Below are 14812 nucleotides of genomic sequence, written 5' to 3' on the forward strand. Positions count from 1 at the left end.
TTGTGAAATTGAGTCGGAAATACCTGAAATAAGATCCAACTTCTAAAGTTCGCATATGAATAAGATAAAAGGAAAAATCCCAAATCTTAATTTATTGACCCTTTTACTTTTCTTTTTACTTGCCATGCCCGTCCTGGGCCAAGACAGTATTTTTCATGGAAAAAAAATAACTCATTCCTTTTATATTACTGCCAACACAGGTAACAGCACGCAAACAGATATACTTAGAAACATTACAGAGCAGTCGCAAAAAGACCATTCTTCAAGCCTACTCTTAGTGGGCAACATTACCAATGAAAAGGGATTTCCCGCAGAAGGCCCTGAAAGAGAAGCGCAGCGTGAATTTCTTCGAAAAGATCTCCTTAAACCACTTAAAAATTTTAACGGAAAAGTATTTTTTACTCCCGGAGTGAATGAATGGAATATGGCAGCGCCAGAAAGTATTGATGACCTGGAATCATTTCTACAGCATAATAGTAATTCTGAATTTTGGCCTGATGACGGATGCCCTATAGAAAATGAATCGATCTCAGAAAATATTGAAATTGTAAGTGTCGACTCGCAATGGTTTTTAGAAGATTGGGATGAACATCCCACCATGAATACCAACTGTAGTTACAAGACCAGGGAAGAATTCTTTACCGAATTCAAGGACGATCTAAAAGACTACCAGAGAAAACTGGTAATTGTTGCCGTCCATCACCCGGTTATGAGCAATTCTTCGATCCCTTTTTTCAATAAAGTAACAGGAGCTTCTCCTGCTCATTTTGAAAGTGCCCGACAAAAAGAACTCAAAGGAAAACTGGAAACCCTGGCCAGCCTTTTTGAGGATGTGATCTTTGTTTCCGGAAATCACAATAATCTGCAATTTTTGCATAACGGTAGAAATCCACAGATCATAAGTGGTGCTGCATCACAAACAAATCCGGCTAAAGTAAAAAAGGACGGACTTTTTGCTTCTTCCGAAAAAGGCTTCGCTAAACTTACTGTTTTTGAAGATTTGTCTTCCGCGGTCCAATTTTTTGAAATAAAGGAGGGAAAACCGGTGTTGGTCTATGCCCACTCAATTCCCCGGGAAAGGATCGAATTCAAGGAACTGGAGGTGGAATTTCCAGGAAAAAGGTTAAAAAAGGCCACTTCTTCAATCTATACTACCCAAGAGACATCAAAAAATGCCCTTTATAGAGGTCTTTGGGGAAAACGTCACCGGGAGGTATACAGTCAGCCGGTGGAAGCTAAGGTATTGTATCTCGACTCTCTGATGAAAAACCCTGAACCCATTGCAGAAGGGGGTGGTCAACAATCTAGAAGTCTTCGCCTAATAAATGATACTCAGAACGAGTTCACCCTTCGGGCTATGAGAAAAGATCCTATTAGGTATCTGCAGGCAGATATCATTCAGACAAATTTTGTTGGAGATTTTCTTGAAAATACCATTGCCCAGCGTTTTGTTGCCGATTTTTTCACTACCGCCCATCCATATGCCCCTTTCGCGGTCAATGAACTTTCTGAAGACCTGGACATTCTTCACGCCAATCCTGAGCTCTTTTACCTCCCAAAACAGAAGGATCTAGGCATTTATAATGAAGATTACGGGAATGCTCTGTATATGTTCGAAGAACACGTTGGAGACGAAAACAAGGAATTTGAAACATTTGGATCTCCCGATAATATAATAAGCACAGCCGATCTACTGTTGGAACTGCGGAAGACCAAAGATTCTTACGTTGACCAGGAAGCTTATCTGAGAGCTCGAATTTTCGATATGCTTATTGGCGACTGGGATCGTCACAGCGATCAATGGCGCTGGGCACGGTATAATGAAAATGGCAAAAAAAGGTATTTACCAATCCCGCGGGACAGAGATCATGCTTTTCCAAAATATGACGGGTTGGTATTTCCACTTTTGAAGTCTGTAGTACCTTTACTTCGGAAGATGCAGAGCTATGATGCAGAGCTCAAAAATGCCAAATGGTTCAATCTTTCAGGATATCCAATGGACCAGCGATTTATCTCCAACGCAAACTGGAATGAATGGAAGGAACAAGTGTCCTATATTCAGGAAAATCTCACAGATGAATCTATTGACAATGCATTTGAAACCCTTCCGAAGGAAGTGACCGGTAACGAAGAAATCTCTGAGATCAGGAAAAATCTGAAATTAAGAAGAGACAATCTTCTCTCGATCACCAGGGATTATTACGACTATTTCAGAAGATTCCAGAGCATTACAGGGACCGAGGAAAACGATCATTTCCTTATAACCAGAAAACCCAATGGGATAACGACAGTCAAGATCAGCAATGAGAAGGGAGATGTCTTCAACGAGGATTATATCTCTTCTGAAACTAAAGAGATCTGGATCTACGGCCTTCAGGGCGATGATACCTTTAAGATAGACGGCAAGGGAGATGATCTTATTAAATTAAAAGTTCTGGGCGGGGTTGATGAAGATACTTATGATTTTGATAATTCAAAGAAGGCCAAACTTTACGACTTTAAGAGCACTAAAAGCACCATTACTAAGTCTTCTTCCCGAAAATGGCTGGTAGATTCATATGACATCAACCACTTTCATTATAAAAAAAGAAAATACAGTGAAAATAAAGTAATCCCTGTTTTGGATTGGGTTACAGATGCGGGGCTTACGGTAGGAATAAAAGATATCTATACCCGGTATGGGCTGATCCAAAACCCATTCACCAGCCAGTACATTTTGAGCGCTCAATATTTCTTCGCCAGCAGTGGTTATGAGATCAATGCTTCGGCGGAATTTGCTCATGTACTCTACGAATGGAATTTAATGTTGGAAGGTCGGTATTCCAGCCCGAATTACTTCATCAATTATTTTGGCTCAGGAAATGAAACTACTTTTGACCGGGACGAAATTGATAAGGAATATAATCGCGTGAAGCTCGAACAATACGAATTCAGTCCCAGCTTGAACTGGAGAAGTGAATCCGGAGCCTATTTTTCTGCAGGTCCGGTTCTGGAAAGTGTAAAAGTAGGTTATGCGGAAGATTCTTTTTTAGCCGATAACTTCTCTCCCGAAAATGACATTTTTGACCTCCAGGTTTATTCCGGTGCTGAAAGCCATTTCGCCTTCGAAAACAAGAACAATCCTTCATATCCCAGCCTGGGAACCCGTTTAGATCTAATTGCAGGTTATAAACAGAATATTGATGAGTACGACAATAAGTTCGGATATTTTAAACCCTCCTTTTCAATTGATTATCCACTCATTCCAAGCGGTTTTGCTGTATTTGCAACAAAACTGGGAGGAACTGTAATGGTGGGAGATGAATTTGAATTCTATCACGCTGCGACTCTCGGTGGAAACAGAAGTCTGAGAGGATACCGCAACCACAGATTCAACGGAAAATATTCCTTCTATCACAGTACCGATCTGCGAACTGCCCTGGGATTGATCAGAACAGATTTCGTTCCATTGATTGTAGGAATAAGTGCAGGTTTCGATTACGGAAGGGTCTGGCTTGATGACGATACTTCAGGAAAATGGCATAATAACTACGGGGGATCCTTCTGGGTGAACGGCTTTTATGCTTTAACAGCAAACTTCGGATATTACCAGGGCGGAGATGGCGGACGGTTTACCTTTACAGTCAACTTCAAATATTAGAAAATAACAAGAGCCGGCGAAAACGCTATTTTTGCCGGCCCTTACCACCCTCTATCATGAAAAACAGGAATCACATTTTAACCTAAAAATTGTCGGGGGTGGGGATTAGATCATGTTTTTAATTCACCCTTTAAAGATACCATCAATAAAGGGTTGCGACTGTAACATGAGTTACACTTCAAGCATAAAAATGAAATTTTTATGTCTTTTTTTTAAAAAAAGAAGGCCGGATGTTTCATCCGGCCTTCTCACACCAACTTAACTATCTGACAATTGCTAAATAAACAACATTTGGGTTCCTTCCTGATCGGCCTGATTATAAAAATCTCCGATGGTTAAAACCCCATCCAGATCTTCGATCAAATCCTCCTCTTTAAGATGAAACATATCAACAGCCAGTTTACATGCCCATAATTTCACCCCTGAAGCGGAAAGGATTTCAAGGAATTCATCTACCGGAGGCATATCAAGTTTCTCCATTTCCTTTTTCATCATCTTGGTCGCCAATGCTTCCATGCCCGGAAGTCCTCCTACCATAGTAGGAATATGCATGGCCGGGTTACCCACAGTGGCAACATGTAATTTATTCAGTTTCTTTTTTTGGATCGCTTCTAATCCAAAGAATGTGAAAAATATTTCAGATTCAATGCCTTCCATTCTGGCCCCATTGGCCATTACAAAAGCCGCATATACGTTTTCAATGGTAGCTTTTGATAAGATGAAGAGCATCTTTTTTACTTTCGTCTTGCTCATTTTAGTAGGTTTTAAATTAGATACAGCTTTTAGGTTTAGGTACACCTGCGATCTTGGTTGAGATCTTTAGTGGTCCTCCAGGGAAAAGTGCGTAGAATTCTTTGATGTCAAGCACGCCACTTTTTTTAATACCTCTTATAGAAAGCGGCTTATCTGCTTTTACCTGTCCTTGAAGCCATTCAATAACTTCCCAGTGACGTGGGGTCATTGTGATACCTTCAGCATTTGCAATTTCTTCTCCCACCTCACGGTTCCATTGAGAAAAATCTAGTAAATAACCTTCTTCGTTTACTTTTACGTTTGATCCTGCGATTAAAGTTTCCATGATATTTAATTTTTAAATTATTCTTTTTAAAGTCTTTTTCCTTTTGTACTCATATTTCGGCTTACCAGCGGAATGGGAATTCCTTTTAACAACATGTTCCAGTAGATCCATCTAAAAGCTAATTTCCCCCAATGGTTAAAGACACTTTCTTTAAGTAATTTCAGAGGTCCTAAACCTGGGATTGGGAATGTTCCTTCAACCGGCTCCTGTTTGTAATTGAAATCGATCAACAAAGCCTTGTTCTTTCCGGTTTCAATGAAACAGTTAGCGTGCCCGTCAAATTCAGGTTTTAAAGGTTTGCCTTCAATATGTAATAGGATATTGTCTGTAAGGGTTTCCGCTTCAAAGTGTGCTACAGATCCAGCTTTTGAGGCCGGCACGTTCGTAGCGTCACCAATTACGAATACATCTTTATATTCTTTAGATTGTAAAGTATTATGGTCTGTCGGCACGAAGTTGAGATCGTCTCCCATGCCTGATCGTGCAATTACCTCATCCCCCATGTTTGTAGGGATAGTAACTAAAAGGTCATATTCAACCTCTCTTCCGCCGTAATCAACGATCTTATTATTTTCATTATCCACACTTTCGATCGCAAAATCGATCTCCAGGTTGATATTCTTCTCTTTCATAAGATAGCCTAGAGCCGCAGAACTTTTCTCCTTTGTAAATGCTCCGGAAAGAGGCGTCACATAAGTGAGTTTCACCTTATCCCTCATGCCTTTCTTCTCAAAATAGGAATCTGCAAGGAATGCGAATTCCAGCGGAGCTACTGGACACTTAATAGGCATTTCGGTTAAATGAACTACCATATTACCGCCTTCCCATTCTCTTAGCTTGTTTCTAAGAGCCAATGCTCCTTCATAAGTATAGAAGTCAAAAACATTTTTATGCCAGTTCTTTCCCTTCATACCCTCCACTTCTTCAGGGGCGATCTTTGACCCGGTCGCGATGATAAGAATATCATAATTCAGGGTTTCATCTTCCAGTTTTACCTTTCTATCTTCAGGGAAGATCTGATCGATCTTTTTCTGAACATAATTAACTCCTTTCGGAATGAATTTTTTCCCGACTTTCTTTACCTGATCTTCGGTATAAATATCAAAGGGAAGAAATAAAAATCCTGGTTGATAATAATGGGTTTTATATTGATCTACTATGGTTATATTCCAATCAGCCTTCTTTAATTTCGGTCTTAAATGGTTCGCCATCATGGTACCTGCGGTACCGGCTCCAAGGATTACTAAATTTTTCATGATAGTCGTTTTAAAAATCTGAAGTAAAGATACAATCAGAGCATTATCAATAATGTAACAATTGTTACAATAGACTTAAATTATTTAAAATTTAATCTGTAATATTTATTTATTATAAAAATTACATACCTTTACAGCGTATTAAATGATAATTTCATAATCATTGTTTATGAGTAAAACAATGATGAAAATCAGTTTTTAGTGAATTAATTTTAGAGAAAGCCAGATTGAAAAATCTGGCTTTCTTGATTCTAAATGGGTTTAATTTTGATTGTCTTTTTCGGCAATAGATTTTGAAAATTTATAACTGATACCTACCATGATAAGATCAGTTGTCATTTCATAAGAAACCTCACTTCCGGGAATGGTTCCATATGGCGGATAAGTCTGAGCCATATTTGGGTGATATATTGATCCTGCAGTTTCTTCGCTGCTCTCCCCATGATGGTAAACCGCATCTATGGTGAAGTTCTCAGATACGTCATAACCAAATCCAATCTGGAAAGCATTTTTAATAATCGCTGTCGCCGGTATATTAAAGAAGGTAACTTTATTATCAATTGGCACGCTGCTATAAGTGTAACCCAGTCTAAGTGGTAATTTTTGGATCCCTTTATATTGTAGCCCTGCAGAGATCACATTCATATTCTCCCATCCAAATCCTTTAACTGCAGCTGTTTCAGTCCATCCTGTTTCAGAAAAACCATCGGTATTTTCATAATCAACCAGTCTATAATCCAAAGCCAGATCAAAAGCGCCGGCAGAGTATCCTAGCCCAACAGAGAAAATTGCAGGGTAATCCATATTAAACTCGTTAGTGGAAGTTGATCCGTCTAAATAAGTGTTCTCAAATTCGAAATCGCTGAAGTGTTGACCGGTTTTATATGCAATCCCGGCTTTAAATCCGGTGTCTCCACCATAGAAAAGACCTACCTGGCCTCCAAAACCAAAAGCAGAAGCCCTGTCAGTCCCCGGGTAACCGGCTGAAGTTGGGTTAGCTGTGGGGTTAGGCAGTAATTCCAAAGAAGCGTAATTAATTGTAGGACTTAAGCCAAATGATAACTTATCTGTTATTTCATAAGCATAGGTGACCCCACCTTGCAGCAACATATAATCTGATTCTATTCTTCCGAAGCCACCCATACTTTGCGGCATATTGACAGGGTTGGTATTGCTTTCGGGAAAGGTTACCCCAAACCCACTTATTCCGAAAAGAGAGGCACCAAAAGTGTGTTTACTATCCTCACTTCCCCACACCACTCCTAAAGCAGGCATAGGTGATACCCCTCGATCATCCTTGGTAGTCCCGCTGAAATAATTCCCGGTAGGCTGCCCATTTTGATCCATTTCAGGAACAGTACTGTTTAACTCAGGAGAGGAGAAGAAAAGACCGATGTCAAAACGAATTCTGGTATCGTTAAACTTAGATATCGCTGCCGGGTTCCACTGGAGAGCTCCCGAGATGTCAATTGGCTGGGCTGTGGCGGCGCCGCCCATAGACATATTGCTGGAACCGACACCTTGCATGATATGTCCGGCCTGCCCGAAAGCCAGGGTGACAACCAGCAGCAACAACGAGGTGAGATGAAATTTTTTCATAATGTAATGTTTAAAGGGTGAATTTTGATAGAGAATTTCAGCTTGCAGTCAAAAAAGCCTGATCCGGTCATTTGTTTTCTGAAGACAAGATGAGTGGTCGTACAAATTTGTTTTGTACCGGTTAAAAGAAGAAGGAAATCTGGCATTTCTGACACCGGATAAAATTTCAGAATAAAGGTAAGGGCCGGCAGAAAAGCATTGTGTAACATTTGTTACATTCAAGAAAAAAAACTAGAAATAATTCAATAAAATAGGATAATTTTGTCTATTTTCCACTAAAATTGCAAATAAATAAGATTTTCATTACTCAATTAAATCTTATTAAAATATGAGGAAAGTCAGTTTCCGGAAGATTTACGCACAAAAAAACCGGATCGATTGATCCGGTTTTTTGTTCTTTAAAATTTAAAATTAATCGGCGTCCCGATAATCAAATTCCTGTCCGCCAATTGAAATACCAACCATGGCTCCTGCTTTAGGCATTAGGGCTACTCCTATTCCATCTTTGAACTGGATGCTTTCTCCTTTTCCTTTATCCCAAACCACCGCGGAAGCACTACCTTCAAAACTGAAGTTTCCTTTCTTGAATTTATCAAGTGCAGATTGGGTTCTGAAAATAATGAGTTCTCTAAATGCCTGACCTCCAAATTGGAATCCGACATCTACTTGTCTCAACTCAGAAAAACCAACTACCTGCCCATTTTCAAAGACAACTCCGTTTCCGGCAGCTCCACCCAGGATCCAGGCACCTTTCCCTACATTAGGGAAAATAGCATATCCTACGGCGTTATTAAGGTGTTCCTGAATTCTGGAATCTTCATCAATAAAGGCCTTCTTGGCTCTTTTAGAGTCTTTTATAAGCCTCTGTCTTTCATTTTGATCGACAACTTCTTCCTTATCTTTCTTTTTATCTTTCTTGTCGTGATCCTGTGCCATTAATGGTAAGGCTGAAAAAAGGAAGATAATCGGAATTATTCGGGTTAAAAACTTCATGTAATGTTTCATAACAAATTCCTTTTTTTGGTTATTCCAATGAATGTAAACATTATCTGCGCCGAAGAGTGTTAACCGCAAGTTATTTCACTAAAAATTAATGATATAGCATGCTTTTTTAGACTTCTTTCATAAAAAAAGCCGGATGAAAAGTAATTCATCCGACTTTAACTAACGTAGCCTCGCCAAGAATCGAACTTGGATCTAAAGTTTAGGAAACTTCTATTCTATCCATTGAACTACGAGGCCGGGCAAACAAATTTAAAAACTTCCTGAATCTTTCACCATCCTAAAACTCATTTTTTCCGGTGTTTTTCCGCTCGTATAATGCATTCCTAAACTTCTTGGAAAATTTTCTATTTTTAAGAAAACAATTCTCCGTATGAAAAAGTTTTATTTCTTCCTCTTTGCAATTATATGCGTATGGACGGGAACCGCCCAGGACTATGACTTTCAAAAAGATGCATTTGCCCACACCTTTTCAATTGTCGCTAGAGACGCCGAAACCGGGGAAATGGCCGTAGGAGTACAAAGCCACTGGTTTTCGGTAGGCAGCGTGGTGCCATGGGGAAAATCAGGTGTTGGGGTCGTAGCCACGCAGAGTTTTGTGAATCCGGCATACGGACCACAGGGACTTGAATTGATGGAGCAGGGAAAGTCGGCCACCGAGGCATTGGGGATTTTAGTATCACAGGATCCCGGAAAAGAGTATCGCCAGGTAGCCTTTTTGGATGCCAATGGAAGAACCCAGGCATTTACAGGAGCCAAATGTGTGGAAGCAGCTTCCGATATTACAGGCCAAAACTTTTCGGTACAGGCCAACATGATGTTGAATAAAGATGTAGTTCCTGCTATGGAGGTAGCCTTCCGAAGCCATGCCGACCTTCCTTTAGCCGAAAGAGTTCTAAAAGTGCTTCAGGCAGCCCAACAGGCCGGTGGGGATATAAGAGGTAAACAGTCTGCTGCGATCATAGTTGTGGGAGCCGATAAAGTAGAAAACAGCTGGGAAGACAAGAAAATCGACTTGCGTGTTGATGACCATGATGAACCTTTAAAGGAATTGGAACGCCTTTTAAAAGTCGCCCGGGCTTATGAATTTATGAATAGAGGCGACCTGGCTATGGAAAAAAATAATATTGAAGAAGCGCTCACCCAATATGGACAAGCCATGAAAATGTTTCCTGAAAATCTGGAAATGCGATACTGGACCGCGGTCGCTTTAGCAAATTCCAAGCGTATGAATGAAGCACTTCCACTATTTCATTCTATATTTGAAGAAGATGAAAACTGGAGGGAAATGACCCGTCGTTTGCCAAACTCTGGGCTGTTAAATGTTTCTTCGGAAGAAATGAACCAAATTGTCAACAAAAAATAACACTATGAAAATTCGAAAAATAACCTTTATTATGGCTGCCCTGGCCATTGGTCTTGTTTCTTGTAACAATTCTGAAAAAGAGGCGGAAAAAGCAACCACTAATACCGAGCAGGCTGCTCCTGAGGGGGAAGACCTAGGGCTAAAAGTGAATCCTGCCCACGGACTTCCTGGACACAGATGTGATCTTCCGGTTGGCGCTCCGCTTGACGGATCTCAGCCAACAGCTCAACCAAGTACTCCTGCCCAGCCGGTTTCAACTTCTGTCTCCCCGATCAGAGTAGATCAAAAACCGGATAAAAATCCGCCACACGGAGAGCCTTATCACGATTGTACCATTCCCGTTGGAGCTGATTTGAAGTAATCACTAAAGATCAACCCTCAAAAAACGATTTAAACCTGACGTTTTTTCCGAATTAAGCGGCAGCTGACGGTTTGGCACTTTTCAACAGTTTATTTAAAAACAGCCTTACCCCTTAAATAACAAGGGATAAGGCTTTTTAGTTTCGGATTTTTTAAAAAAGTCATTTTCTTTCACGCCCCCGTACAGTCTTTGCACAGTAAAGACAAGAAACTTATTCGTAAATTATAGTCTGCTTGAAGAAATAGCAGGCCAAACAATTTTAAAAGTAAAAAATAAATGAAAGTTTTAGTTATCGGAGCAGGGAATATGGGATTAACTTATGCTGAAGGCATGGCCTCTTCAACATTTTTAAACCGTAGAAAGTTAATGGTCTTTGATGTCTCCCCAGACAAGATCCTTTCATTAAAGGAAATGGGAATGTTTGACGTCTATGAAAACCTTGAAGACGCTCTTCCTAAAGCAGATGTTGTATTCCTCGCGGTTAAACCATACCATAGCGAAGAGTTATTCGGTAAGATGAAGCCCATGATGAACGATGAGCAGATCGCTGTCTCGTTAATGGCCGGTGTAACCATAGAGACCATACAGGAAGGCCTTGGAATCAAGAAAGTGATCAGAACAATGCCGAACCTGCCTGCACAGGTAGGGAAAGGAGTTACCTCTTATACAGAATCTGATGAGGTTTCCAGGGTAGAGTTACTTATGGTGCGAAACCTATTAGATACCACCGGAGAATCTATACATGTGAAAAACCAGAATTTTATTGATGCCTCTACCGGGATTTCGGGAAGTGGACCGGCATATGTATTTTATTTCATGAATTCGATGCTGGAAGCAGCCTTGAAAATGGGATTCTCTAAAAACGACTCTAAGGTATTGGTGTCCCAGACCTTTGAAGGAGCGGTCGAACTCTTTAATCAAAATGACCTGTCTCCAACCCTTTGGATGGATCGGGTAGCCTCTAAAGGAGGTACGACAAGAGCGGCATTGGACTCAATGGATGACAACAACGTAAAGGAATTGATCAAAGAAGCCGCCTATGCTGCGTTTAACCGTGCTGTTGAGCTAGGAGAAGAAGACTAAACTTTTTAATCAATTAGATATCATATAAAGCATCCTTCGGGATGCTTTTTTATTTCACTAGAATTTTGGAACTATAAAAACTGTAGACATGACCAAAAACAAAAAACCCCGCATAAAAATGCGGGGCTGTATTTTGCTCCTCCTCTTGGGCTCGAACCAAGGACCCTCTGATTAACAGTCAGATGCTCTAACCAACTGAGCTAAGGAGGAATTTCAATATGTCTTATCGTTTTTAAAAAGGTGATAATTCCTTTTTTGTTGCTCCTCCTCTTGGGCTCGAACCAAGGACCCTCTGATTAACAGTCAGATGCTCTAACCAACTGAGCTAAGGAGGAATTTCACAACCAATTTTGCGGTTGCAAATATAATGTAATTTTTGGTTTTCGCTAAATATTCAAGAAAAAAAGAAAAGAAAATTCTTCAATTTTTCTGCAGCTAACCATAGCCTATCAGATACTGTTATTACAGTCTTCATAATCAATTACCGACTGGTATTCCTGAAGGTATTCGATCAAATACTCAGCCGTGGTTTTCTCAAAGGTTTTTACAGGTGATGCAAAATTATCTGCATGTACATTTGAAATATAATCGTTCATGCCAATTACCAAAACCTCATTATCGCTCATTACATTTTCTTCGCTGTCATAAATGGTAATATTTCCATTGGTTCTGGCGATCCTAACTCCGGAATAAGCCAGAGAAGGCGCCTCTGGATCCATCAAAAAGTTCTTGAGTTCAGCAACGGTCATTGAAAATGTGTCCAAGCCATTTCCGAAGGGATCGATCGTATAAATATCAAATGGGGTGATCGGGCCATAGTCCAGTCCGGCACGAATTCCTCCGTAATTCTGAAAAACAAGATCAGCCCCGGTGATAGTACGAAGCGCATCAGTATAAAAACAACCGGTTTCCCTGGAGTCATGATCCTGCATAGAAGTCCCTATTTCTACAAAGAATTCAGGCTGGTTATTATATTCAGCGATCAATTGAGCCATTTCAGCGTCTTCCTCAGTCCTTTCTTCCAGATCAATCAACTCATAATTGTAATTCACTATTTCCCCTTCAAGAACTTCCAAACTAAGCTTTGTCATCTTCTTGAGGTTAGAACCGCTTTGAACCATGTACCTACCGGCAACCTTCCTGTTATATATGTCATGATTATGCCCTCCGATCACAAGGTCGACGAAATCATGATTTCTCAGGATCATTTCATCACCTCTGGAACCATAGTGAGTAAGTGCAACTACAAGATCTGCATTTTTTACGGCTGCGGAATCCCGGTACTGTTCAACCGCTTCAACTCCTTCGAAAAAGTCCAGTCCCTTTATCCTTTTAGGGTGCGTAGAAGGAATATTACCGGGAGAACTGGTTTCCACTACCCCGATAAATGCGATCTCAAAACCATCTTTTTCAATATTCACCTGTCCTTTGGGCACATTAAGCTCGCCTGCAGAATTATTCACATTGGCACACAGGAACGGGAAAGTAGCCTGTTGCATCCTGGCATTTAAAATATCCTGCCCGTAATCAAATTCGTGATTTCCGAGGGCGCTCACATCCATACCGGCTTTTCCCATAAGGTCAATTATTGGGAAGCCTTTTTCTGGATGAAAATCAACGATCGGGTTTCCGGAGAAAAGGTCTCCTCCTGCTACGAAGAATACCTGAGATTCCTTTTCTTTCTCCTCATCTATGATGGCTTTGACCTTCGCGAAATTTTCAATCTTTCCATGCGGATCATTAATAGTAAAGATCACAATTGACTCGGGAGTTTTTGAAGGAACCGGATCTGTAGTACTGTTTTCTGTACTGGAACAGCTGTTCAGCAGCACAACGAACACTGAAAGCTTCAGTAATATGGATTGTACGGATACTGAGAAGTGTTTTTTCATTTTATTAGATAAATAAAGAGCCAGGGATCCTGAAGATCTCCGGCTCGTATAATTAGAATATTTTAGTTTTCTTATTCAAACAACCAGCGGTATATATCATTTCCGTTAGCAAATAAAACCAGGGCGATCAACAGGAAGAAGCCTACCAATTGGGCATATTCCATAAACTTTTCGTTTGGTTTTCTTCCGGAGATCATTTCATATAAAAGGAACATCACATGCCCCCCATCTAACGCCGGAATAGGCAGGATGTTCATAAAGGCCAGGATAATGGAAATAAAGGCCGTCGTCATCCAGAAGGCTTGCCAGTTCCACTGATCAGGGAATAAACCTCCAATGGCTCCAAATCCTCCCACTTGGGTAGCTCCTTTCTTGGTAAACACATATTTGAACTGTGCGACATAGTCGTGTAAAGTCCAATAAGCCAGATCAAATCCTTTAACAACACTTTCACCAAGACTGTATTTTTCATGACGAATATTCAATCTTGTGATCTTTGGATAAACGCCCAGTTTACCTTCCTCATCTGGAGTAATTTTAATGGTTTTCATTCCGCCGGCCAGTAATTTCTTGCCTTCGCCGTCAAGCTCCATGCTTTCAAATTCACCTTCACGTTGAATTACCAGTCTCAACTCTTCATCCTGACTCGCCTTTACCTGACGGGTGAGTTCATGCCAGTAACCTATCTCTGTATCATTAACCGCTATGATTCGGTCACCTTTTTGAAGACCTGCACGTTCAGCCGGACTGTCAGCGGTAATAGAATCCAAAATCGGATATTCCATCGGTACGAATGGAAGCATTACCCCTTGCTGGAACATGGTTGAGCCGATATCTTCAGGAATAGAGATTGTTTCTTTTTTTCCATCAGGATGTTGAACCGTAACATTATTCACATCACGCAACATCAGGTATTTATTGATATCAATAGTATTCTTAAGTTCTTCCCCGTCAACTTTAATGACCTTATCTCCGTCCTGGAATCCCATTTCCTTGAAAGTATCATCAACAGCAAAACCATTCGGAAGATCTTCAGGAGTGATGTATGGACTTCCCCATACAAAAAGCACCATCATATAAATAAGGAAACCGAGTACAATGTTCACCGTCACACCTCCAAGCATGATGATCAATCGCTGCCATGCCGGCTTACTGCGGAATTCCCAAGGTTGTGGCGGCTGGGCCATTTGTTCCTTGTCCATACTCTCATCGATCATCCCGGCGATCTTCACATAACCTCCTAACGGAAGCCATCCAATCCCGTAAACCGTACCCCCGATCTTCTTTTTGAAAAGGGCGAATTTTACATCAAAAAAGAGAAAGAACTTTTCAACTCTCGTCTTAAAGATCTTTGCAGGGATGAAATGCCCCAATTCATGCAGAACAATAAGTATTGATAAACTTAAAATTAGTTGAAGGGCTTTTATAAAAAATGGATCCATAGTCATTCTCAAAATTAAAATCGCACAAAAGTAACCTTTTCAAGGTTGTTACAAAAGTTTAAAACCCCAGTGAAAAAATTACTTCCCTTTTTT

Annotated in this window: 11 protein-coding genes and 3 tRNA genes; 4 read left to right on the forward strand and 10 right to left on the reverse strand. The window is 40.5% G+C overall.

Features of this window, described 5'->3' with window-relative positions; genetic code table 11:
* The first annotated feature begins 55 nt into the window (after window positions 1-55).
* On the forward strand, window positions 56-3640 hold the full coding sequence (locus tag ACFQ1G_RS10025) for a metallophosphatase (RefSeq protein ID WP_380739162.1): 3585 nt from the start codon (window positions 56-58) through the stop codon (window positions 3638-3640).
* A gap of 276 nt (window positions 3641-3916) precedes the next feature.
* Here ACFQ1G_RS10025 and ACFQ1G_RS10030 read toward each other — a convergent pair whose 3' ends face one another.
* From ACFQ1G_RS10030 to ACFQ1G_RS10055, 6 genes are all read right to left on the reverse strand, one after another.
* Complete coding sequence (locus ACFQ1G_RS10030; RefSeq protein WP_380739164.1) at window positions 3917-4393, reverse strand: DsrE/DsrF/DrsH-like family protein; 477 nt, start codon at window positions 4391-4393, stop codon at window positions 3917-3919.
* A 16-nt stretch (window positions 4394-4409) separates the two neighbouring features.
* Window positions 4410-4718, reverse strand: coding sequence for a TusE/DsrC/DsvC family sulfur relay protein (locus tag ACFQ1G_RS10035; protein ID WP_380739166.1), 309 nt, complete (start codon window positions 4716-4718; stop codon window positions 4410-4412).
* A 26-nt stretch (window positions 4719-4744) separates the two neighbouring features.
* Complete coding sequence (gene sqr / locus ACFQ1G_RS10040; RefSeq protein WP_380739168.1) at window positions 4745-5974, reverse strand: type III sulfide quinone reductase, selenoprotein subtype; 1230 nt, start codon at window positions 5972-5974, stop codon at window positions 4745-4747.
* A 261-nt stretch (window positions 5975-6235) separates the two neighbouring features.
* Window positions 6236-7573, reverse strand: coding sequence for an OmpP1/FadL family transporter (locus ACFQ1G_RS10045; protein WP_380739170.1), 1338 nt, complete (start codon window positions 7571-7573; stop codon window positions 6236-6238).
* Window positions 7574-7984: 411 nt separating this feature from the next.
* Window positions 7985-8578, reverse strand: coding sequence for a lipid-binding SYLF domain-containing protein (locus ACFQ1G_RS10050; protein ID WP_380739172.1), 594 nt, complete (start codon window positions 8576-8578; stop codon window positions 7985-7987).
* A 165-nt stretch (window positions 8579-8743) separates the two neighbouring features.
* Window positions 8744-8815, reverse strand: a tRNA-Arg gene (locus tag ACFQ1G_RS10055).
* Window positions 8816-8948: 133 nt separating this feature from the next.
* Here ACFQ1G_RS10055 and ACFQ1G_RS10060 point away from each other — a divergent pair.
* The 3 genes from ACFQ1G_RS10060 to proC all read left to right on the forward strand — a co-directional run bounded on the left by ACFQ1G_RS10060 (window position 8949) and on the right by proC (window position 11385).
* The gene (locus ACFQ1G_RS10060) at window positions 8949-9941 is read left to right on the forward strand and encodes a DUF1028 domain-containing protein (RefSeq protein ID WP_380739174.1); all 993 of its coding nucleotides are present in this window, start codon (window positions 8949-8951) and stop codon (window positions 9939-9941) included.
* A 4-nt stretch (window positions 9942-9945) separates the two neighbouring features.
* Complete coding sequence (locus ACFQ1G_RS10065; protein ID WP_380739176.1) at window positions 9946-10302, forward strand: hypothetical protein; 357 nt, start codon at window positions 9946-9948, stop codon at window positions 10300-10302.
* 276 nt (window positions 10303-10578) lie between these two features.
* The gene (gene proC, locus ACFQ1G_RS10070; protein ID WP_380739177.1) at window positions 10579-11385 is read left to right on the forward strand and encodes a pyrroline-5-carboxylate reductase; all 807 of its coding nucleotides are present in this window, start codon (window positions 10579-10581) and stop codon (window positions 11383-11385) included.
* 136 nt (window positions 11386-11521) lie between these two features.
* Here proC and ACFQ1G_RS10075 read toward each other — a convergent pair.
* From ACFQ1G_RS10075 to rseP, 4 genes are all read right to left on the reverse strand, one after another.
* Window positions 11522-11595, reverse strand: a tRNA-Asn gene (locus ACFQ1G_RS10075).
* Between the two features lie 51 nt (window positions 11596-11646).
* A tRNA-Asn gene (locus ACFQ1G_RS10080) sits at window positions 11647-11720 on the reverse strand.
* 114 nt (window positions 11721-11834) lie between these two features.
* Window positions 11835-13277: a bifunctional metallophosphatase/5'-nucleotidase gene (locus ACFQ1G_RS10085; RefSeq protein ID WP_380739178.1), complete on the reverse strand. Its 1443-nt coding sequence runs from the start codon at window positions 13275-13277 to the stop codon at window positions 11835-11837.
* Window positions 13278-13348: 71 nt separating this feature from the next.
* Window positions 13349-14719 (reverse strand): RIP metalloprotease RseP, encoded by a 1371-nt coding sequence (rseP, locus tag ACFQ1G_RS10090; RefSeq protein ID WP_380739180.1) that lies wholly within the window; start codon window positions 14717-14719, stop codon window positions 13349-13351.
* Between the last annotated feature and the right edge of the window lie 93 nt (window positions 14720-14812).

This window comes from Salinimicrobium gaetbulicola (genome assembly GCF_042676025.1).
Classification (GTDB): Bacteria; Bacteroidota; Bacteroidia; order Flavobacteriales; family Flavobacteriaceae; genus Salinimicrobium; species Salinimicrobium gaetbulicola.